General features: G+C 47.9%; 20 protein-coding genes. 16 read left to right on the plus strand and 4 right to left on the minus strand.

The features are described from left to right. Positions 1–74 precede the first annotated feature (74 nt). Positions 75–1,775, minus strand: coding sequence for a methyl-accepting chemotaxis protein (locus NC856_RS16025; RefSeq protein WP_264091453.1), 1,701 nt, complete (start codon positions 1,773–1,775; stop codon positions 75–77). Between the two features lie 1,553 nt (positions 1,776–3,328). Between NC856_RS16025 and flhD the strand changes: the two genes are divergently transcribed. The 14 genes from flhD to NC856_RS16095 all read left to right on the plus strand — a co-directional run bounded on the left by flhD (position 3,329) and on the right by NC856_RS16095 (position 18,111). After that, positions 3,329–3,679 carry a flagellar transcriptional regulator FlhD gene (gene flhD / locus NC856_RS16030; protein ID WP_113866772.1) on the plus strand — a complete coding sequence of 117 codons (351 nt, stop codon included), beginning with the start codon at positions 3,329–3,331 and terminating at the stop codon, positions 3,677–3,679. A 2-nt stretch (positions 3,680–3,681) separates the two neighbouring features. Further along, a complete protein-coding gene (gene flhC, locus NC856_RS16035) occupies positions 3,682–4,260 on the plus strand; it encodes a flagellar transcriptional regulator FlhC (protein ID WP_264091454.1) in 579 nt (192 codons plus the stop codon). Positions 4,261–4,399: 139 nt separating this feature from the next. Beyond that, positions 4,400–5,287, plus strand: a complete 888-nt coding sequence (gene motA, locus NC856_RS16040; RefSeq protein WP_264091455.1) for a flagellar motor stator protein MotA — start codon at positions 4,400–4,402, stop codon at positions 5,285–5,287. Further along, complete coding sequence (gene motB / locus NC856_RS16045) at positions 5,284–6,333, plus strand: flagellar motor protein MotB (protein WP_264091456.1); 1,050 nt, start codon at positions 5,284–5,286, stop codon at positions 6,331–6,333. The genes motA and motB overlap by 4 nt, the downstream gene beginning before the upstream one ends. A gap of 39 nt (positions 6,334–6,372) precedes the next feature. Then, the gene (gene cheA / locus NC856_RS16050) at positions 6,373–8,388 is read left to right on the plus strand and encodes a chemotaxis protein CheA (RefSeq protein WP_264091457.1); all 2,016 of its coding nucleotides are present in this window, start codon (positions 6,373–6,375) and stop codon (positions 8,386–8,388) included. Between the two features lie 32 nt (positions 8,389–8,420). Continuing rightward, positions 8,421–8,918 carry a chemotaxis protein CheW gene (gene cheW / locus NC856_RS16055; RefSeq protein WP_264091458.1) on the plus strand — a complete coding sequence of 166 codons (498 nt, stop codon included), beginning with the start codon at positions 8,421–8,423 and terminating at the stop codon, positions 8,916–8,918. Positions 8,919–9,060: 142 nt separating this feature from the next. Next, positions 9,061–10,755, plus strand: coding sequence for a methyl-accepting chemotaxis protein (locus NC856_RS16060; protein ID WP_264091459.1), 1,695 nt, complete (start codon positions 9,061–9,063; stop codon positions 10,753–10,755). Between the two features lie 433 nt (positions 10,756–11,188). Then, positions 11,189–12,061: a protein-glutamate O-methyltransferase CheR gene (gene cheR / locus NC856_RS16065; RefSeq protein ID WP_264091460.1), complete on the plus strand. Its 873-nt coding sequence runs from the start codon at positions 11,189–11,191 to the stop codon at positions 12,059–12,061. Further along, positions 12,061–13,113, plus strand: coding sequence for a protein-glutamate methylesterase/protein-glutamine glutaminase (locus tag NC856_RS16070; RefSeq protein ID WP_264091461.1), 1,053 nt, complete (start codon positions 12,061–12,063; stop codon positions 13,111–13,113). The genes cheR and NC856_RS16070 overlap by 1 nt, the downstream gene beginning before the upstream one ends. A gap of 41 nt (positions 13,114–13,154) precedes the next feature. Next, positions 13,155–13,544, plus strand: coding sequence for a chemotaxis response regulator CheY (cheY, locus tag NC856_RS16075; protein ID WP_113866752.1), 390 nt, complete (start codon positions 13,155–13,157; stop codon positions 13,542–13,544). 9 nt (positions 13,545–13,553) lie between these two features. Then, entirely contained in the window at positions 13,554–14,207 is a 654-nt protein-coding gene (gene cheZ / locus NC856_RS16080) for a protein phosphatase CheZ (RefSeq protein WP_264091462.1), read from the plus strand. A 271-nt stretch (positions 14,208–14,478) separates the two neighbouring features. After that, positions 14,479–15,630 (plus strand): flagellar biosynthesis protein FlhB, encoded by a 1,152-nt coding sequence (gene flhB / locus NC856_RS16085; protein ID WP_264091463.1) that lies wholly within the window; start codon positions 14,479–14,481, stop codon positions 15,628–15,630. After that, positions 15,623–17,704 (plus strand): flagellar biosynthesis protein FlhA, encoded by a 2,082-nt coding sequence (flhA, locus tag NC856_RS16090; protein ID WP_264091464.1) that lies wholly within the window; start codon positions 15,623–15,625, stop codon positions 17,702–17,704. The genes flhB and flhA overlap by 8 nt, the downstream gene beginning before the upstream one ends. Continuing rightward, a complete protein-coding gene (locus NC856_RS16095) occupies positions 17,701–18,111 on the plus strand; it encodes a flagellar protein FlhE (RefSeq protein ID WP_264091465.1) in 411 nt (136 codons plus the stop codon). The genes flhA and NC856_RS16095 overlap by 4 nt, the downstream gene beginning before the upstream one ends. A 72-nt stretch (positions 18,112–18,183) precedes the next feature. On the opposite strand, the gene flgN is transcribed toward NC856_RS16095, so the two are convergent. The 3 genes from flgN to flgA form a co-directional block, all read right to left on the minus strand. After that, the gene (flgN, locus tag NC856_RS16100; RefSeq protein WP_264091466.1) at positions 18,184–18,621 is read right to left on the minus strand and encodes a flagellar export chaperone FlgN; all 438 of its coding nucleotides are present in this window, start codon (positions 18,619–18,621) and stop codon (positions 18,184–18,186) included. Between the two features lie 5 nt (positions 18,622–18,626). Continuing rightward, positions 18,627–18,923, minus strand: a complete 297-nt coding sequence (flgM, locus tag NC856_RS16105) for a flagellar biosynthesis anti-sigma factor FlgM (protein WP_264091467.1) — start codon at positions 18,921–18,923, stop codon at positions 18,627–18,629. A 145-nt stretch (positions 18,924–19,068) separates the two neighbouring features. Continuing rightward, positions 19,069–19,716, minus strand: a complete 648-nt coding sequence (gene flgA / locus NC856_RS16110) for a flagellar basal body P-ring formation chaperone FlgA (RefSeq protein WP_264091496.1) — start codon at positions 19,714–19,716, stop codon at positions 19,069–19,071. Positions 19,717–19,896: 180 nt separating this feature from the next. On the opposite strand from flgA, the gene flgB reads away from it, so the two are divergent. Continuing rightward, positions 19,897–20,313, plus strand: coding sequence for a flagellar basal body rod protein FlgB (gene flgB / locus NC856_RS16115; RefSeq protein ID WP_113866736.1), 417 nt, complete (start codon positions 19,897–19,899; stop codon positions 20,311–20,313). 27 nt (positions 20,314–20,340) lie between these two features. Next, entirely contained in the window at positions 20,341–20,745 is a 405-nt protein-coding gene (flgC, locus tag NC856_RS16120; RefSeq protein ID WP_264091469.1) for a flagellar basal body rod protein FlgC, read from the plus strand. Positions 20,746–20,754: the final 9 nt, after the last annotated feature.

Below are 20,754 nucleotides of genomic sequence, written 5' to 3' on the forward strand. Positions count from 1 at the left end.
CATCCGATGTGGCCAATACCTGTGGCGGTTGATGCTATCTTACTGAATTAAAACGTTTCCCAGTCATTATTACCTTATTTGGCGCCTTGATCCGATAGCGTCAGGGAGACATTTGATTTTGCGGTTAACATTGATTGGGCTGTGGGAGCCATGGCGTACCGTTGAGATTGTTGGCTGGATAACTGAAATGTTGCTACCGCCCGAGTCAACACGGCAGCTTGTTCTTCCAGCGATGCGGCAGCAGCGCTAGCTTGCTGGACTAGCGCGGCATTCTGTTGCGTCACGCTGTCCATTTCGGCGATCGCCTGACCAACCTGAGAGATACCTCGACTTTGCTCATCGGATGCCGAGGCAATTTCTCCCATAATATCGGTAACGTTGGTGACGGCATTCACAATTTCCCGCATTGTCTGGCCCGCATTATCAACCAATACCGAACCACTGTTAACTAAATTGACGGACTCCGAGATAAGCGTTTCTATCTCTTTCGCTGCCTGGGCGCTACGTTGCGCCAAATTGCGGACTTCACCGGCAACGACGGCGAAACCTCTGCCTTGTTCACCCGCTCTGGCGGCTTCTACTGCGGCGTTCAGCGCCAGAATATTGGTCTGGAACGCGATGCTGTTAATCACGCTGGTGATTTCAGATATCTTTCTGGAGCTACCCGAAATGTTATTCATGGTGTTGACCACATGGGCAACAATATCGCCACCTTGCCTGGCTTTACCTGATGCATTCGCCGCAAGCTGACTGGCGTGGTGGGCGTTCTCCGAGTTTTGCTTCACTGTCGCCGTCAACTGTTCCATGCTCGCCGCTGTTTGTCCCAGCGCGGCGGCTTGTTGCTCTGTACGTGAAGATAAATCGGTATTGCCAGAGGTAATTTCTGTTGAGCCCTGATAGATGGAATCTGCGCTTTCCCTGACGGTGGTGACGGTGGTTACCAGCGAAGCCTGCATTTGTTGAACATTCTGGCCCAGCGTACCGATTTCATTTCTGCCATATTTGTCAGGTGTCTGAGTGAGGTCGCCTTGCGCGATTCGTTGAATCCGACTGACTAAGTCATTTATTGGTTTAATGAGCACGCGTCTAAGAAGCATGAAGGTCAGAAGAGCTAATACAGCAGCAATACCGAAGCTGCCCCCCATCAAGGTATACCCTAACAGGGAGTTGGCTTGCGCCGTATTATTCAGATCGTTTGCGCGTTGTGTTCGATAAGCCATCGCCTCCAGCAACGGCTTGTTGTAGGTCAGATCCAAGAGGCGGGTCTCTTCCGATTCCAGCGTAATCACTTCTTCAAACAGCCCCTCTTTTGCGGATTCAAGCATTTGCATGATGCCTTGATTGACATAGGCATCGTAGGTTTTGCGCAAGTCGGCATCTAACGCGGATTCCTGGGGCGTTTTAACCGGGCGTTGCTCATAAATCAGAAAAGATTGCTTTGATTGCTCCACACTGCGTAGAGCCTGCTTCAGGTTGTTATTAAAAACATCCGAATCACCAATACGCGCAGCAGCAGCGGCTTGTATCAATAATAAACGTGCGGTTCGGAGATGGCTGGAGCTATCCGATATCCCCATTCGGATATCAATCTCTTGAGTAACATCCGCCAGCGACTGATTGCTGCGTTGTAAAAAATAACTGGACGTCCCTATGGATAAGGCAAATAGCAGCATGATGCCGCCTAAAATAATGACGAATAAAGGAACAAGCCGTAAGTCACTCAACAAGCCAGTGTTACCCTGCTGTTCAGACCTTGATGTTATTTTCATATCCATTCGCTCATATTCAGGAGAATAATTATGTTTACCGTACCGCCGGCAGGCGATATTGGTGTCCTGGTTTAAAAATCATCACAGATGACATGTCATTATCTAAAACGCTAACCAGAATACAATCGGCATATCCTGGTAAACCTTAAAGCTATTCAGCGAGATCTCGATCACGTTTTTAAATGTTTAAAACACCAATAAAATTTAACTGTTGTTAAAATATACAAAGCGAAGGTCGTTAGATGAGAGTAAAAAAGAATAACGGTTGATTGATATCATCTTTTTTATCTCTCTAATTTTGAAAAATAGAATTATCCTGGTGATAGGGAATTCATTTTCATTGTAAGAATGATCTGCCTTTATTTGGGTGTGTCTGGTGTTAATAGATAGCATCTGAAGATTGCCGAACTTAGGCCGCGCGGTGATGACGGTTTACCTGCTGAAATCGGCAAAGCGCCGTGATCGTATCAGGCTATAGCGGTGAAGTGAGTTATCATCAATCTTGAAAGACTACTCTGATTGGGTTATTCGATGCTTTACGTATTACATTTTTTTGAGTGAAAGTTTCTTAGATGGAAATAATTTCTGGTATTCAATTTTTCGACAAGATAATTCCCGACTTGCTATCAATTTATTTCTATATGATAGCCTGTGCATAAATCTAAAGATTATTATACCTGTCATATTTCTGATCGTGGATACAATGACTATGCTCAGGTAGCGGTTATTGTTTAATGGTATTATCCGGGAGAGCATAATTTCTATTCGGCAATCTAATTGGGTAATAGCCCTTTCGCTCTGCATCAGGTAATCATTTCCCTTTTTCTTCATCCGCTGGCTGTGAAGGTCAGTAATGCCGACAGAAAAAGTCGCCTATTTTTTCCGTGCCGCTACCGCTATGGATAACCAAAGGCTTGATATTGTCATTTTTTTGTGATCTTAAATATCGTTTATGTTCGAAAAGGGTAAGACCAGGAGATATTTGGTTAAAAACATTAGTTTTAAGTAAGTAAAGTAATCATTATGTTAGTGCGTGTATTGATGGAGGGGATAAAATTTATTTACCTATCATTTAGATAGCAAGCAAACTGTTCCCGGGATATATTATTTATAACGTTTTTTGTAACGTTTAATACGTTTTTTTGAATAAAAATTGCATATCAAAGAGCTCTTACCAGATGAAAAATTGCACACAATTCTTCCAAAAGCGTGATCAATATCACATAATGGTCAAAATCACTCTTCGCTCGCGTTGTATGTGCTAGGGATTAGGCGGTACAGTTGCGCTGTTTTAGGATTAATCCTATACTTGGTCAGAGGGCAATAAATATGACGTCGTCTGACTAGCAAAAGGCGAATGGATTCGAAGCGATATAGAGAAAGTTGGTAACAGTAAGCAGCATTACTGTTCTAATAAGAAATTAAATTAATGTAAATATAGTAACCGATATCTGGCGCTAAAAGTTTTTTATGCCATCAATGGAGAGTGATTTTTGAACTGGGCGATATGATCTATCACCTAACTTATGTTTTAAACATAGCCTGTCGGGATGGGAAATATGGGTACCTCTGAATTACTCAAACACATTTATGACATTAATCTGTCTTATTTGTTACTGGCTCAACGTTTAATTAATGACGAAAAAGCGTCAGCGATGTTTCGTTTGGGCATTGATGAAACAATGGCCGATGTGCTGATGCAGCTAACTTTGCCGCAGATGGTGAAATTGGCGGAAACCAATCAATTGATATGTCATTTCCGTTTTGATGATCACAATACAATCAAACGCTTGACTCAAGAATCACGGGTGGACGATTTACAACAGATTCATACGGGAATTTTGCTGTCGAGTCACTTATTACAACAGTTAACTTCGAAAGAAGAGAACCTGCCTAAGAAAAGGGCGTAGTAATGGCGGAGAAAAGTATTGTTCAGGAAGCAAAAGACATTCAGTTAGCGATGGAGCTCATTTCTCTTGGGGCTCGTCTACAGATGTTGGAAAGTGAAACGCAGTTAAGCCGTGGACGCTTGATTAAACTGTATAAAGAGCTTAGAGGAAGTCCGCCGCCAAAGGGAATGCTGCCATTTTCAACTGATTGGTTTATGACTTGGGAACAGAATATCCATTCATCAATGTTTTATAACGCCTACAGTTTTTTACAGAAAAGCGGGCAATGTAGCGGTGTTGAAGCAGTCATCAAATCTTATCGCCTTTATTTGGAACAATGTTCACCACGAAGTGACTCTCCGTTACTGGCGTTGACACGAGCATGGACATTGGTTCGCTTTGTCGACAGTGGTATGTTGCAGCTTTCAGGCTGTAACTGCTGTAACGGTATGTTCATTACCCATGCTCATCAGCCTAAAAACAGTTTTGTTTGTAGCTTATGCCAGCCGCCTTCCAGAGCGGTAAAAAGGCGTAAACTTTCACAAAATCTTGCCGATATAATACCTCAACTGCTGGATGAACAGGTAAAACACGCAGTCTAAGCCTAGCCTGTGGTAGCGATTTGTGAATCTATCACTGTTTGTAGTAAGGACAGTGGTAGGTTTCTCCTCATGTATCCCTGGCTGCATACACTGCGCTTTTTCTCACTCTCCGCCCACCCTTTTATTATAAGGATTTATTGTGCTGGTTATATTGGGTTATATCGTAATCGTTGGCTCGGTACTTGGCGGTTATCTCATGGTCGGTGGGGCCCTGGGTGCGCTTTACCAACCATCGGAACTGATCATTATTGGTGGTGCGGCGCTGGGGGCCTTTATCGTCGGCAACAACGGCAAGGCAATCAAAGCGACGGGACGCGCCTTACCAATGCTGTTCAAGAAGTCAAAATATAGCAAAGTACTGTATATGGACCTGATGGCGCTGTTGTTTCGTCTGATGGCCAAGTCCCGGCAGCAAGGCATGTTGTCTCTGGAATTTGATATTGATAATCCTAATGAAAGTGAAATTTTTTCCAGTTATCCCAGCATCCTGAACGATAAAAATCTCGTTGAATTCATTACCGATTATTTGCGTTTGATGGTAAGTGGCAACATGAATGCGTTTGAAATTGAAACGTTAATGGATGAAGAGATTGAAACGGTAGAGCATGAGAGCGAAGTGCCTGCAAACAGTCTTAACCTGATGGGGGATGGACTTCCCGCCTTTGGTATCGTTGCTGCGGTAATGGGCGTCGTGCATTCGTTGGCTTATGTTGATCGTCCCGCTGCCGAGTTGGGAATGATGATCGCGCATGCGATGGTGGGGACATTTTTGGGTATATTACTGGCGTATGGTTTCGTGTCGCCGCTGGCTTCATTATTGCGCCAGAAGAATGCTGAAAAAATCAAGATATTACAATGCATTAAGGTGACATTGCTTTCCAGTCTCAATGGTTATGCTCCGCAGATCGCCGTAGAGTTCGGCCGCAAAACCTTGTACTCCACGGAGCGTCCTTCCTTTACCGAATTGGAAGAGCACATTCGCCGTGTGAAATCACCGGTTCAACAGGCGTCGGATAGTGACGCATGAAACATCAACATCCGATTATTCGCAAAAAGCGTAAGTCTGGACACGGCGCCCATCACGGCGGTTCGTGGAAGATTGCTTATGCTGACTTCATGACCGCGATGATGGCCTTGTTCCTGGTCATGTGGCTGATTGCCATTTCCACGCCATCGCAATTGGCGCAGATTGCCGAATACTTTCGTACACCATTAAAAGTTGCATTAACGTCAGGGTCTAAATCAAGCGAAAGCTCAAGCCCGATCCCTGGGGGCGGGAATGATCCGACCCAGCAGGAAGGCGAAGTGAGAAAGATCATTAAAATGGATACAGAAGGCAGATTGGATGAGGAGCGTCTGAAAAAGTTACGGGAAAGGCTCGATCAGCTTATTGAGGCCGATCCCCGCTTGCGGGCGTTACGTCCACATCTGTTGATTGAAATGATTGATGAAGGTTTACGTATTCAAATCATTGATAGCCAGAATCGCCCGATGTTTCAAACCGGCAGTGCGCAGGTCGAGCCTTATATGCGGGATATCCTGCGTGCCATCGCCCCGATTTTGAATGATATCCCGAATAAATTGAGCATTTCCGGTCATACGGATGATGTTCAGTACGCGATGGGCGAGCGCGGTTACAGTAACTGGGAACTGTCCGCCGATCGTGCGAACTCCTCGCGTAGAGAATTGATAACCGGTGGCTTGGCGGAAGGAAAAGTGCTTCGTGTCGTTGGTATGGCGGCAACGATGAATTTGAAACATTCTGTCACTGGCAATGATGCGGTCAACCGGCGTATCAGTTTGTTAGTGCTTAATAAAGAAGCGCAAAAGAGTATCGAAGACGAAAATGCCGAGAGCGTATCGACTAATATCGATGGGGCGGAGGATTTACAAAATTTGGAGTTGGAAAAAGCTAAACCTACCACTCCGCCTGCCGAAAACAGTAATAATATGAGTGGTAGTGGTGAAGAAATTCCGCCGCAACCCGATAACGGAGTTGCTGCTCCAGAGCGTCAACAGCCGACTACTGCGTTGCCTGCTGCGCCGGATAGCCAGGCGACGCCTTCACAATAAGCCGCGATTCACAGTAGAGGTGACCACGTGAGCATGGATATGAGTGCTTTCTATCAAACATTCTTTGATGAAGCAGACGAATTACTGGCGGATATGGAACAGCATCTGTTGCTGTTGGATCCTCAGACACCAGATACGGAACAAATGAATGCCATTTTTCGTGCCGCCCACTCGATAAAAGGGGGCGCAGGGACATTTGGTTTTACTGTTTTACAGGAAACGACTCACCTTTTAGAAAACCTACTTGATGGTGCGCGGCGCGGCGAAATGCGCCTTAGCACCGATATCATTAACCTGTTTCTGGAAACAAAAGACATTATGCAGGATCAGTTGGACGCTTATAAAACCGCACAGGAACCCAACGCCGAGAGCTTTGAGTATATCTGTCAGGCTCTGCGCCAACTGGCATTAGAGTCCCAGGCTGAAAACGGTGCGGCCCAAGACCAGGCTGCGGCTCAAACTGAGCAGGGGGCCGCATCCTCTAAGCAGGTGGCTTCTGCGGGAAAAGGTGAGATGCGAATTGAACTCACCGGACTGAAATCTCAGGAAATTCCGCAGATGCTTGAAGAATTGGGCAATCTGGGGACGGTGAAAGATCCCCATCAGACGGAAACCAGCGTTGAAGTTACTCTGGTTACATCTGAAAGCGAGGATGATATCAGCGCGGTGCTGTGTTTTGTGCTTGAACCGGAGCAGATCCATTTTCATCCTGTTGAAGAAAGTCAGCCTGCCGCTCCCGCGGTCAACGTTTCACCACAGCCTGATGTGCCGGTGGCAGCGGTTCCGGCGCCAGAAAAACCGGCGGCTACACCAGCAGCGGCGCCAAAAGCGCATGCCGCGCCAGGGGCCCCCAAGAAAAGCAAAACAGGTGATACCAGCATTCGCGTAGCGGTAGAAAAGGTGGATCAGTTAATCAATCTGGTTGGCGAACTGGTTATTACTCAGTCTATGTTGGCGCAACGCTCCAGCGAGCTTGATCCCGTTGCCCACGGCGACTTGCTGAATAGCATGGGGCAGTTGGAACGTAATGCCCGCGATCTGCAAGAGTCGGTGATGTCGATTCGTATGATGCCAATGGAATATGTGTTCAGCCGATTCCCTCGTTTGGTTCGCGATCTGGCGGCCAAGCTGGATAAGCAAGTCGAACTTACGCTGTCGGGAAGTTCAACCGAACTGGATAAGAGCCTGATCGAACGCATTATTGACCCACTCACGCACCTGGTTCGTAACAGTCTGGATCATGGCATCGAGTCGCCTGAAAAGCGAATTGCAGTAGGTAAACCCGCGGTAGGTAATTTGACGTTATCTGCTGAACATCAGGGTGGCAATATCTGCATCGAAGTTGTGGATGATGGCGCTGGTCTTAATCGCGAAAGAATTTTAGCCAAAGCGCTTTCCCAAGGGCTTGCGGTAAGCGACAGCATGTCTGATGAAGAAGTCGGCATGTTGATTTTTGCGCCGGGCTTTTCAACCGCAGAAAAAGTGACGGATGTTTCCGGTCGCGGCGTTGGCATGGATGTGGTTAAACGTAACATTCAGGAAATGGGCGGTCACGTCGAAATTCATTTCCAGGCCGGTAAAGGCACGACTATCAGGATCCTGTTGCCGTTAACACTGGCCATCCTCGATGGTATGTCCGTCAAGGTGAATAACGAAGTGTTTATCCTGCCGCTCAATGCCGTAATGGAATCATTACAGCCACAGGCGGAAGATTTGTATCCCTTGGCTGGTGGTGAGCGAGTACTCCAGGTGCGTGGCGAATATTTACCACTGGTTGAGTTGTATCATATTTTTGATGTTGACGGCGCCAAAACCGATGCGACTCAAGGCATCGTTGTTATTTTACAAAGCGCGGGACGTCGCTATGCCTTGCTGGTGGATCAATTGATTGGGCAGCATCAGGTGGTCGTCAAGAATTTAGAAAGTAACTATCGCAAGGTGCCAGGTGTTTCAGCCGCGACTATTTTGGGCGATGGTAGTGTTGCGCTGATCGTGGATGTTTCAGCGTTGCAGGCGCTTAATCGAGAGAAGCGTGTGGTTGAAACTGCTGCTTAATAACAAAACAGATAATTGAAAGGGTGAAAAACATGACTGGACTTGCAAGCGTCACGAAACTAACCGGTGAGACTGTAGGACAGGAGTTCTTAATTTTTACACTGGGTGACGAAGAATACGGTGTTGATATTTTAAAAGTGCAGGAAATACGCGGCTATGATCAGGTAACGCGTATTGCTAATACGCCTGGTTTTATCAAAGGGGTAACCAATCTGCGCGGTGTCATTGTGCCGATCGTTGATCTGCGAATTAAATTTGCTCAACAAGAAGTTGATTATGATGACAACACGGTCGTTATCGTCCTGAATCTTGGACAGCGAGTTGTTGGGATCGTCGTCGATGGTGTATCTGACGTGCTGTCATTGACCGCAGATCAAATCCGTCCGGCGCCTGAGTTCGCCGTTACCTTGTCCACGGAATATCTGACGGGATTAGGTTCTCTGGGTGAAAGGATGCTGATTCTGGTCGATATCGAGAAACTTCTCAGCAGTGAAGAAATGGCATTAGTGGATAGTGTCGCGAAAATTTGATTATCGTTTGCGTATTTTGTTGGGTCACATGGTGGCCCAACAGCTGTTTTTAGTCCTGGCTGTGTTTTCTAATTAAAAAATTTATAAATATATTCAATAGGATACCGATATTATTGGTGGTTTTTTTTTCAAAGGGAATGATATGTTTAACCGTATGAAAGTTGTTACTGGTTTGATGCTTGTTTTGGTGTTATTTGGGGCTCTCCAGCTTGTTTCCGGGGGATTATTCTTCAATACGTTAAAAAACGATAAAGACATTTTTACTTCGATAAGAATTCTTAATCAGAAAAAATCTGAATTGGATTCTGCGTGGTCATATTTGCTGCAAACACGTAATACGCTTAATCGGGCAGGTAGCCGTTTTGCGCTGGATCCTACTGGTAACAGTGGCGCGGGAAGCTCGGGAAATGATCTCCTGGTTTCCGCAACAAAGCAACTTGCGGTTGCAAACGAATATTTTACTAAATACGAGGGAATACCGCTAAACAGTAGGCAGAATGCGGACGCCGCTAACACGGTAAAAGAAAACTATGTTGACTTGAACGCTGCGCTGACAGAATTGATCCTGTTCTTAAAAACGGGTGAATTGAATAAATTTCTCTCTCAGCCTACCCAAAGCTTCCAGGATAATTTTGAAAAAGCGTATTACGCTTATAAGGTTGATAGCGAAGATCTGTACAATGCGGACGTCGCCAGAAGTAATGCGGCCTATAATTCAGCCTTATGGGTGTTGGGATCGGTAATCGTTATTGTTATCGCGCTGGCAATTGCCGTTTGGTTTGGTATCCAGAAACTGCTGATTACTCCGCTGAACAATATTGTCGAGCATATCCGGCATATCGCCAAAGGCGATCTGAGCAAGCGTATTGATTTCAGTAGCAGAAATGAAATGGGCATATTGGCGGACAGCATTCGCCATATGCAGAACGAATTTACCACAACGGTAAGTGCGGTAAGACTGGGTGCTGATGCCATCTATACCGGGGCGACGGAAATTAGCGCGGGGAACAACGATCTTTCCTCTCGCACTGAACAGCAGGCTTCAGCGCTGGAAGAGACCGCGGCAAGTATGGAACAACTGACCGCCACGGTGAAGCAGAATGCGGAGAATGCGCGTCAGGCCAGTCAGTTGGCGTTAAACGCCTCCGAGACGGCGCAGCGCGGTGGCAAGGTTGTCGATAATGTTGTGAAAACGATGCAAAATATCGCAGGAAGTTCACAAAAGATTGCTGATATTACCAGCGTGATTGACGGTATCGCTTTCCAGACCAATATATTGGCGCTGAATGCCGCAGTTGAGGCCGCCAGAGCAGGGGAACAAGGCCGTGGTTTTGCCGTTGTTGCCGGCGAAGTTCGCAATTTGGCGCAACGCAGCGCCCAGGCAGCGAAAGAAATTAAAAGTTTAATTGAAGATTCTGTCAGCCGGGTCGATGAAGGATCTGTATTAGTTGAAAGCGCTGGCGAGACAATGGGCGAAATTGTCAGCGCTGTGACTCGGGTAACTGACATCATGGGTGAGATCGCATCAGCTTCTGATGAGCAAAGTAAAGGCATTGATCAGGTTGGTCAGGCTATAACTGAAATGGATCAGGTAACCCAGCAGAACGCCGCGTTGGTTGAAGAGTCGGCATCAGCGGCGATTGCGCTGGAAGAGCAGGTCCGTATCCTGAATCAGGCGGTGGCGGTATTCCGTCTTTCTGAAGATGCTGGTGCATATAACAGAGGGGCGGGCGTACCAACAGTAAATAGTCAGAAGCCGGCTTTGCTGGCGTCTTCTGCCCAGGCGACTAAAAAAGTAAAAGAGGGTTCCTCAACTGACAATTGGGAAACATTCTAAGCAACTGGCGCAAGTCCATGCCGCGTTGAATTAAATGAACGCGTCATTATTCTGCTCATCAGAAACAAAGCTTTATTCTGATGAGCAGACTCAAATGTCTTTGGTATGTGTTGAATGCACGGCTAGACGTCAAATAGATGCTTAGTTTGCAGCATAGATTAAAGACATTATGGATAAAATTTATCATTCACACTGGAGAGGTTTGATGTTCAGTGTGGAAGGGAGTTCTGAATATGTAGTTGGTCAAAATCGAGCGATTGCCCGGTTTGACTAACTAATCGCTAAGGTGTGACCAATACGCTGTCGGATGCCTGATTTTAAAGTAGCAACACTGATCATCCGGCAAATGATAGAAAGAAAACCTGCAACAGCTGTAAGGGAACGTTCAGATTGGAAAAAACCATAGCAAAAATTGATATTCGAGCGGTTTGATATGAAAAGTACACCATCGCAAAATCGCCCTGAGTCTGCCTCTATTCTGACGCAGATGGTTGACAGGCTACCGCTGTCGGATGTGCATTTCCGACGGATTAGCCAATTGATATATCAGCGCGCCGGTATCGTACTGGCCGATCATAAGAGGGAGATGGTTTACAACCGCTTGGTCAGACGTTTGCGTTTGCTCGGCATAAACGATTTTGGTCAATATCTGGCATTGCTGGAATCTGATCATAACAGTGCGGAGTGGCAGGCGTTTATCAATGCACTAACAACCAACCTGACCGCTTTTTTTCGCGAGGCGCACCATTTTCCTATTCTGGCCGAACATGTCCGCCAGCGTCCCAATGGCTATACCATCTGGAGTACCGCGGCATCGACAGGTGAAGAACCCTATTCGCTGGCGATGACGCTAGCGGAGGCGCTTGGCAATAAAGCCAGCGGCTGTCAGGTTTGGGCGAGCGACATAGATACTCAGGTTTTGGAGAAAGCGACCGCTGGCATATACCGTCAGGAAGAACTGCGTTCCCTTTCTCCCCAGCAATTACAGCGGTTTTTTTTACGCGGTACAGGCCCGCACAGCGGGCTTGTCCGTGTCCGCCCGGAACTGGCATCGATGGTACATTTTCAGCAATTAAATTTGTTGGCTCCCGAATGGTCGATACCTGGACCGTTCGATGCGATTTTCTGTCGTAACGTGATGATTTATTTCGATAAAGAGACGCAGGAGCGCATTTTGCGCCGCTTTGTTCCGATGCTTAAACCAGGCGGATTGCTATTTGCCGGACATTCAGAGAATTTCAGCCAGATCAGCCGGGAATTTTATTTGCGTGGGCAAACTGTTTACGGACTGGCGAAGGAAAGATAATGAGTAAAATTAAAGTATTATGTGTCGATGATTCTGCCCTTATGCGTCAGATCATGACTGAAATAATTAACAGCCATCCAGATATGGAAGTGGTTGCAACCGCGCCAGACCCATTAGTTGCCCGTGACTTGATTAAAAAATTTAATCCTCAGGTTTTAACGCTGGATGTTGAAATGCCGCGTATGGATGGATTGGATTTTTTGGAAAAATTAATGCGTCTGCGACCGATGCCGGTGGTGATGGTGTCTTCTCTGACAGGTAAGGGCTCGGAAATTACATTGCGGGCATTGGAACTGGGCGCGATTGATTTCGTCACCAAACCGCAGTTGGGCATTCGTGAAGGCATGCTGGCATACAGCGAACTGATTGCAGAAAAGATACGTATGGCGGCAAAAGCCCGGTTGCCACAGCGTAGCTCGCTGGCTGAGCCAGCCAAAATCATCCAACATATGCCGTTGCTGAGCAGTGAGAAATTGATCGCTATCGGTGCATCGACAGGTGGAACGGAGGCGATACGTCACGTTCTGCAACCATTGCCGCCGACAAGTCCGGCGTTGCTGATTACTCAGCACATGCCGCCGGGATTTACCAAATCTTTTGCTGAACGTCTGAATAAATTATGTCAGATCACGGTGAAAGAAGCTGAGGATGGGGAACGTGTATTGCCGGGCCATGCTTATATAGCGCCTGGCGCGCGTCATCTTGAATTGGCTCGTAGTGGAGCGAACTATCAGGTGCGTTTAAATGATGGTCCGCCAGTTAACCGCCACCGCCCATCGGTTGATGTGTTATTTCGTTCGGTTGCACAATTCGCCGGACGTAATGCTGTGGGAGTGATCCTGACAGGAATGGGAAATGATGGAGCCGCCGGTATGCTGGAGCTCCATCAAGCCGGTGCTTATACCCTGGCGCAAGACGAAGCAAGTTGCGTGGTGTTTGGTATGCCACGCGAAGCTATCGCGATGGGGGGCGTCGACGAAGTGGTGGATTTACACCAGGTCAGCCAGCGTATGCTGGCGCAAATCTCTGCCGGACAGGCATTACGTATATAATAAGCGGCTCTCGGTGAGCAAATAATATTTTAGGAGTAGGTATGGCCGACAAAGAACTCAGATTTTTAGTAGTGGATGATTTTTCGACGATGCGCCGAATCGTCCGCAATTTACTAAAAGAGTTGGGCTTTAATAACGTGGAAGAGGCGGAGGACGGCGCTGATGCGCTAAATAAACTTCGTGCCAGCACTTTCGATTTCGTCATTTCTGACTGGAATATGCCCAATATGGATGGTCTGGAATTGCTGCAAACCATCCGCGCAGATGGCGCGCTCTCTAAGCTCCCTGTATTGATGGTAACTGCGGAAGCGAAGAAAGAAAACATTATTGCTGCTGCGCAGGCTGGCGCCAGTGGTTATGTAGTTAAACCATTTACTGCTGCTACCCTGGAAGAGAAGCTGAGTAAGATTTTCGAAAAACTGGGTATGTAAGGGGATCTTATGACGCCACATTCGCATCCGATGCCGTCTGTCAGTGATACAGCTTCGGCAACAGAGATTATTTCTCGTATTGGTCAGTTAACCCGTATGCTGCGTGACAGCCTGCGTGAATTAGGGCTGGATAATGCGATCGCCGAAGCCGCGGAAGCCATTCCTGATGCTCGCGATCGCCTTGATTATGTTGTGCAAATGACGGCTCAGGCCGCAGAAAGGGCATTGAGTTGTGTCGAAGCGGCACAACCGCGTCAGAATCAATTGGAGGCTGACGCCAAATCGTTGAAAGTTCGCTGGGATCAGTGGTTTGAAAACCCGATTGAATTGGCTGATGCCCGTGAACTGGTAACGGATACGCGCAGCTATCTTGAGGGCGTTCCCGAACATACCTCATTTACCAACGCGCAACTGCTGGAAATTATGATGGCCCAGGACTTCCAGGATCTTACCGGTCAGGTCATCAAACGCATGATGGATGTTATTCAGGAAATAGAGAAACAACTCCTGATGGTGCTATTGGAAAATATGCCTGAAAAACCTGATGCGCCTAAACGCGCCAACGACAGTCTGTTGAACGGCCCTCAACTGGATAAAAATGCGGCTGGTGTGGTATCGAGTCAGGATCAGGTGGATGATCTTCTGGATAGTCTCGGTTTCTAGTTTTACCAGGGCATTACGAAAGAAAGACGCACCACTTGCTTTCTTGTGTCGTGTTCATGGAACACCACACTGCTCTGGCTATTTATGGTCAATTTTATGACCATAAATAGCCTAAATCAGATTTCCCTTTCTGCTCAGTGACTATCTGTTCTTAATGACTATCCGTTAAAGAAACGCAGGTTTCTCTCGTTGTTCCAGCCATAAAATCCCCCTGTATTTGTCATGCTAGGCAGCAAATCTCTATCCCAAGAGTAATAACAGGAACGTCGTAGTGGCTGAAGATAGTGATCTGGAAAAAACAGAATCCCCCACTCCCCATAAAGAGGAGAAGGCGCGTGAAGAAGGCCAGATCCCCCGTTCCCGTGAATTAACTTCAATTCTGATGATGATGGCGGGATTGGCCATTCTCTGGATGGGCGGACAAACAATGGCTAATCAATTGGCGAGAGTGGTTAGCCTGGGACTATCTTTTGATTACGAAACGATAGGTGACGATAGTCAGATGCTGCGCCACGTCGGGGTGTTATTGCGACAAGCGGTATCAGCGCTGATTCCCATTATGCTGGGATGTATTCTGGTCGCATTATCGGCGCCGATGTTATTGGGCGGGATCTTATTCAGCACCAAGTCGTTAAAAGTCGATTTGAAGAAATTGGATCCAATTTCAGGATTAAAGCGCCTGTTTTCTTCTCAGGCATTGGCGGAACTGTTTAAGGCTATCTTGAAGTCAACAATGGTTGGCATCATAACAGCCTGTTTTTTAATATATAATTGGCCAAAAATGTTGCATTTAATCTCAGAGCCGCCGATAGCGGCACTGGGAAATGCATTAAATCTGGCGGTTTTTTGCGGCTTTCTAGTAATTCTCGGTCTTGTCCCGATGGTGGCTTTCGATGTGTTCTGGCAGATTTGGAGCCACATCAAAAAATTACGCATGACTAAGCAGGAAATCCGCGACGAGCATAAAGAAAATGAAGGCGATCCGCATGTTAAAGGTCGAATTCGTCAGCAGCAGCGAGCAATGGCGCAGCGGCGAATGATGGCGGATGTCCCCAAAGCCGATGTGATTGTCACTAACCCAACCCATTATTCTGTCGCGCTGCAATATGATGAGAAAAAAATGAACGCGCCGAAAGTGTTGGCAAAAGGCGCGGGTGAGATTGCGTTGCGTATTCGTGAGTTAGGCGCGGAACACCGGATCCCTATTCTTGAAGCGCCGCCATTGGCGCGTGCGTTATATCGTCATTCTGAAGTCGGTCATCATATACCGGCTGCTTTGTATGCTGCGGTTGCAGAGGTCTTAGCTTGGGTTTATCAACTGAAACGCTGGAAGCGTGAAGGTGGATTGATTCCGAGAAAACCTAAACATCTACCGGTGCCAGATGCACTGGATTTTGCTAAAGAGAATCTAACTGATGGCTAATCTGGCCTCTATGCTGCGTTTACCGACTAACTTTAAGGGCTCTCAGTGGCAAATTTTGGCCGGACCTGTATTGATCCTGCTGATCTTGTCCATGATGGTGCTGCCGCTGCCGCCTTTTGTTCTGGACTTACTGTTCACGTTTAATATCGCACTCTCCATCATGGTATTGCTGGTGGCAATGTTTACCCAGCGTACTCTGGAATTCGCCGCATTCCCCACCATTCTTCTGTTCTCGACCTTATTGCGTTTGTCGCTTAACGTCGCGTCCACCCGTATTATTTTGCTGGAAGGACATACCGGCACGGCGGCGGCAGGGAAGGTGGTTGAAGCATTTGGTCATTTTCTGGTCGGCGGTAATTTTGCCATCGGTATCGTGGTCTTCATCATTCTGGTTTTGATTAACTTTATGGTTATCACCAAAGGCGCGGGGCGTATTGCTGAAGTGGGCGCGCGCTTTGTACTGGATGGAATGCCGGGTAAACAGATGGCCATTGACGCTGATCTTAACGCCGGATTGATTGGTGAAGAAGAGGCGAAAAAAAGACGTTCGGAAGTCACACAAGAAGCGGATTTTTATGGCTCGATGGACGGCGCCAGCAAATTTGTGCGCGGTGATGCCATCGCCGGTTTGATGATTATGGTGATTAACATCGTCGGCGGGCTGCTGGTCGGCATCATTCAACATGATATGCCGGTTGGACAGGCGGCTGAAAGTTATACGTTGTTGACCATTGGCGATGGCCTGGTGGCTCAGATCCCCGCGCTGGTTATCTCCACCGCCGCCGGTGTGATCGTGACGCGGGTAAGTACCGATCAGGATGTTGGACAGCAAATGGTGACCCAGCTGTTTAATAATCCGCGCGTCATGGTATTGAGCGCCGGAGTTCTGGGGCTGATTGGTTTAGTACCCGGCATGCCTAACTTTGTCTTTCTGCTTTTTACTGCCACATTACTGGGCATGGCCTGGTGGATGCGTGGCGAACAACAGAAAGCGCCAGCCGCGTCCATGGCGCCGGTGATGCCGGAGAAACAGCAGGCTGTTGAAGCCAGCTGGTCTGATGTACAACTGGAAGATCCGCTGGGCATGGAAGTGGGATACCGGCTTATTCCAATGGTTGATGCCCAACAGGATGGCGAGTTGTTGGGACGTATTCGCAGTATCAGGAAAAAATTCGCGCAGGAAATGGGTTATTTGCCCCCGGTGGTGCATATTCGCGACAACCTCGAACTTCAACCTGCCGGCTATCGCATTTTGATGAAAGGGGTGGAAATTGGCCGTGGTGAAGCGCACCCCGGTCGTTGGATGGCAATCAACCCTGGTAATGCGGTAGGCGACTTGCCTGGCGAGGTCACTCAGGATCCTGCCTTTGGTCTGCCTGCGGTTTGGATAGAAAACGCGTTGAAGGAGCAGGCCCAGACCCAGGGATATACCGTCGTAGAAGCGAGTACCGTGGTTGCCACGCATCTTAATCACTTAATCAGCGTGAATGCGAGTGAACTGTTTGGTCGACAGGAAGCTCAACAATTAATGGATCGCGTGACGCAAGAAATGCCCAAATTGGCGGAGGATTTTATTCCGGGTGTCGTGACCCTGACGACTTTGCATAAAGTTTTGCAGAATCTGTTAAGCGAACGTGTCTCTATCCGTGATATGCGCACCATCATCGAAACATTGGCTGAACATGCGCCGGTACAGCCCGATCCCTATGAATTGACAACCGTAGTGCGCGTGGCGTTAGGGCGGGCGATTACCCAGCAGTGGTTCCCAGGCAACGCCGAGTTGCAGGTGATTGGGCTTGAAGGTTCGCTTGAGCGTTTATTATTACAAGCGCTTCAGGGCGGCGGCGGATTGGAACCCGGTCTGGCTGATCGCTTGTTGTCTCAAGCTAAGCAGGCGCTACAGCGCCAGGAAATGTTGGGCGCGCCACCGGTTCTGCTGGTGAACCATGCGTTACGTGGTTTACTGGCTCGTTTTCTGCACCGTAGTTTGCCGAATATTGCGGTGCTTTCTAATCTTGAAATCAGTGATAGTCGGCAAATTCGTATGACGTCAATCATAGGTGAGGCGCAATGACGCTTGCTCTGAGATTTTGTCTGCTTTTCCTTGTCCCTGGTCTGGCTTGCGCCACGCCAGGCGCATGGAATGCGAGTAAAAGCGGAGTAGTGCTGGAGCACCGTGGTGTCGTTGCTGCGTCTGCGGCGTTGTTGCCTTCGCCTAATTTGCAAGCGGGCGGTAAGAGCACCATTTCGGTAGTCTATTGGGAGTATCAGACAACGTCGCCTCAACCGGCGGGGTTGCAAGTCAAGCTTTGTACGCCTCAGCGGTGTGTGGCGTTGGATGGGGGAAGCGGGCGGACGCGAAGCTTTAGTGGGCTGCCAGCCAACAGTGAGTTTCGCTTCATATACTATATTGAGGGCGGCGGCAGGTTGCATCGGGCGTTGAATGTGATAAGCAACAGCCTATCGGTCAACTATAAATGATAGATATTTCTGGTTATTAGGAATAAGAACGAACGCTGGCATCATGAAATATCCGCGTGCTGGTTCTCGGCATTAAATGCTGATTTTTCGACCAGAAATGCTGGTGCCTTTGGCCTGACCGTCCGGGCCGTATAAACCTTGCCCGTGACGTGGCTTTAGTATTTGGAGGGCTTTATCCGTGTGGGCGACGTGCTGGTTTAACAGTAGTCCGTTATGCTGATTCTTATCGCGTAGATTTTTTGTCAGCATCAGGACTTTTTGCCAACGCTCAGCCAATGCGTCAATGCGGTCATAAGGCGCTTGCAGATGGATTGCCAACTCTTCTTCATGGCGGCACTGTTCCAGATATTGCATTGTTGCCAGTAACGAACTTTTCTTCTCCGTGATTTTTTGCAGCGCGCTACTGTTAATGCTTCCGGCACAAAGCTGAGTCTGCTCATCAGACATGACTTTCTGGAGTTCATCCAGGTTGTGCAACAACTGATCCAGAATCGTCTGTAACTTTTCCATTATGATTAATTACTCGCTAAGAAGTCCTGAGTGTCTTTAATTAATCCATCCGCGATTTTTTCGACATCAATTTTCAGTGAACCGTCACGAATAGCCTGTTTCAACGTTTCAACCCGTTTCATATCGATATCATTGGTACCTGGTTGCATCAACTTGGCTTGCGCATCGCTGAGTTTAACCTGGGTGGCGCTGACTTCTGCCTGCGCTTCAGTTTGTTTACGCTGCGGCTTGGCTATCTCGCCAGATTCACGCTGCTGCACCTGACTAACCGGTTTAAGCGGCTGGGTACGATCTATACTCATTATCAGTCCCTCTAATTTTGAGGATAAAATAGGTTAATTATCAAACCGATACATGTAGATATCTGCTACATTCCGGTTGAAAGAAAATATGGCCGTTAACTATCTTGTCTATATCATCGGCAAAGGTCAAAAAACCTTTAATAAATTACGGTAAGATAAGAATAATCCCATCCTCGGAAGCAATGCCGCTTACAATCTGTCCCGATGCCGTTCTGACTCTGACCGACTGACCTATCGCGGCATTATTCATGGCTTTACCCTCGCTATTGACCGTAAAGCCTTCGCCTTGCGCACGGACCTGAACATTTTGACCGGCCTTTATCACCCATGATCTGCGCAACATGGCTGCGGTGATCGGCTGGCCCGGCGTCAGATCGCGTAGCGCGATTGCTCCTTCCGCGTCTTGCAATGTGAGTATGGTACGCGGCGGCAATTGGTCAAGGCGGCCTTTATTCAGACGCAGATCCCCGGCTTCCAGTTTTGCGCCGCGGTTGATGACACGCGAACTGATCACATAGTTCCCGGTTACCTGTACCTCGGTCTGGATGAACCTGCGTTGTTGATCGCACCGCACAGAGACGCTGATATTGCCCCAGGTTCGGGTATGCCCCGGTAAGGATATTTGCGGGTTTTCGCACTGCGGCCATTGTGATTCCGGCGATTTCACCACGACATTGACGCTATGAGAACTTCCCTGATAACGAGCGGAAAAAAATTGATTTATCTGCGCCGAAAGATCGCCTGCCGCAGCATGAGCACTGAGTAATGCAGCCAGACAGATCAGTAGCCCCATGATGCTACTCCGTTTCTTCATCGGCGGTCTCCAGATAACAGTAAATCTGTGCGCTAGTTTAATGGCTAAAGCGCAAGGTTAAGGCAACAAATAGCGCTGCATTTTATGTCTATTCATTCGATGACATCGTCATAATGAGAATTATCCTATCTGCTCTAAATTCTAACTTGCGGAGGGAGCATGCTCGATAAATTAGACGCCTCGTTACGGTTTCAGCAGGAAGCGTTGAACTTGCGTGCCCAGCGGCAGGAAATTCTGGCCGCGAATATAGCGAATGCGGATACACCGGGTTATCAGGCGCGGGATATCGATTTCGCCAGCCAGCTTAATAAAGTGATGGAGCAAGGCCGGACAAGCGGCACGGGTATTGCGCTGAAAACCACGTCGGTTCGGCATATACCTGCGCAGAATATGCAGCCGCCGGAGCTTGACCTGTTATACCGCGTTCCCGATCAGCCCGCGCTGGATGGCAACACTGTCGATATGGACCGCGAACGTACCAATTTTGCCGATAATAGCCTGAAATATCAATCCAGCCTGACTCTTCTGAGCGGTCAGATCAAAGGCATGATGACGGTATTGCAGTCTGGTTCATGATAGTAGCGTGATGAAAGGTAAGGTTTTATGTCGTTATTAAATATATTCGAGATTTCTGGATCCGCACTTTCCGCGCAATCTCAGCGTCTGAACGTCAGCGCCAGTAACCTGGCGAATGCCGACAGCGTCACCGGCCCGGATGGGGAACCTTATCGCGCCAAGCAGGTGGTGTTTGAGGTGAACGCGGCGCCAGGTCAGTCCACCGGCGGCGTGCGTGTCGCCGGCGTGGTTGAAGATCCGTCACCGGAGCGTTTGGTCTATGAACCAGGCAACCCGTTAGCGAATGAGCAAGGCTATGTTCGTATGCCGAATGTCGACCCGGTAGCGGAAATGGTTAACACCATTTCCGCCTCGCGCAGTTATCAGGCAAACGTAGAAGTATTGAACACGACGAAAGCGATGATGTTAAAAACGCTGACGATGGGACAGTAATCGGGGGTT

Source organism: Brenneria izbisi (assembly GCF_025840185.1).
GTDB classification, from domain to species: domain Bacteria; phylum Pseudomonadota; class Gammaproteobacteria; order Enterobacterales; family Enterobacteriaceae; genus Brenneria; species Brenneria izbisi.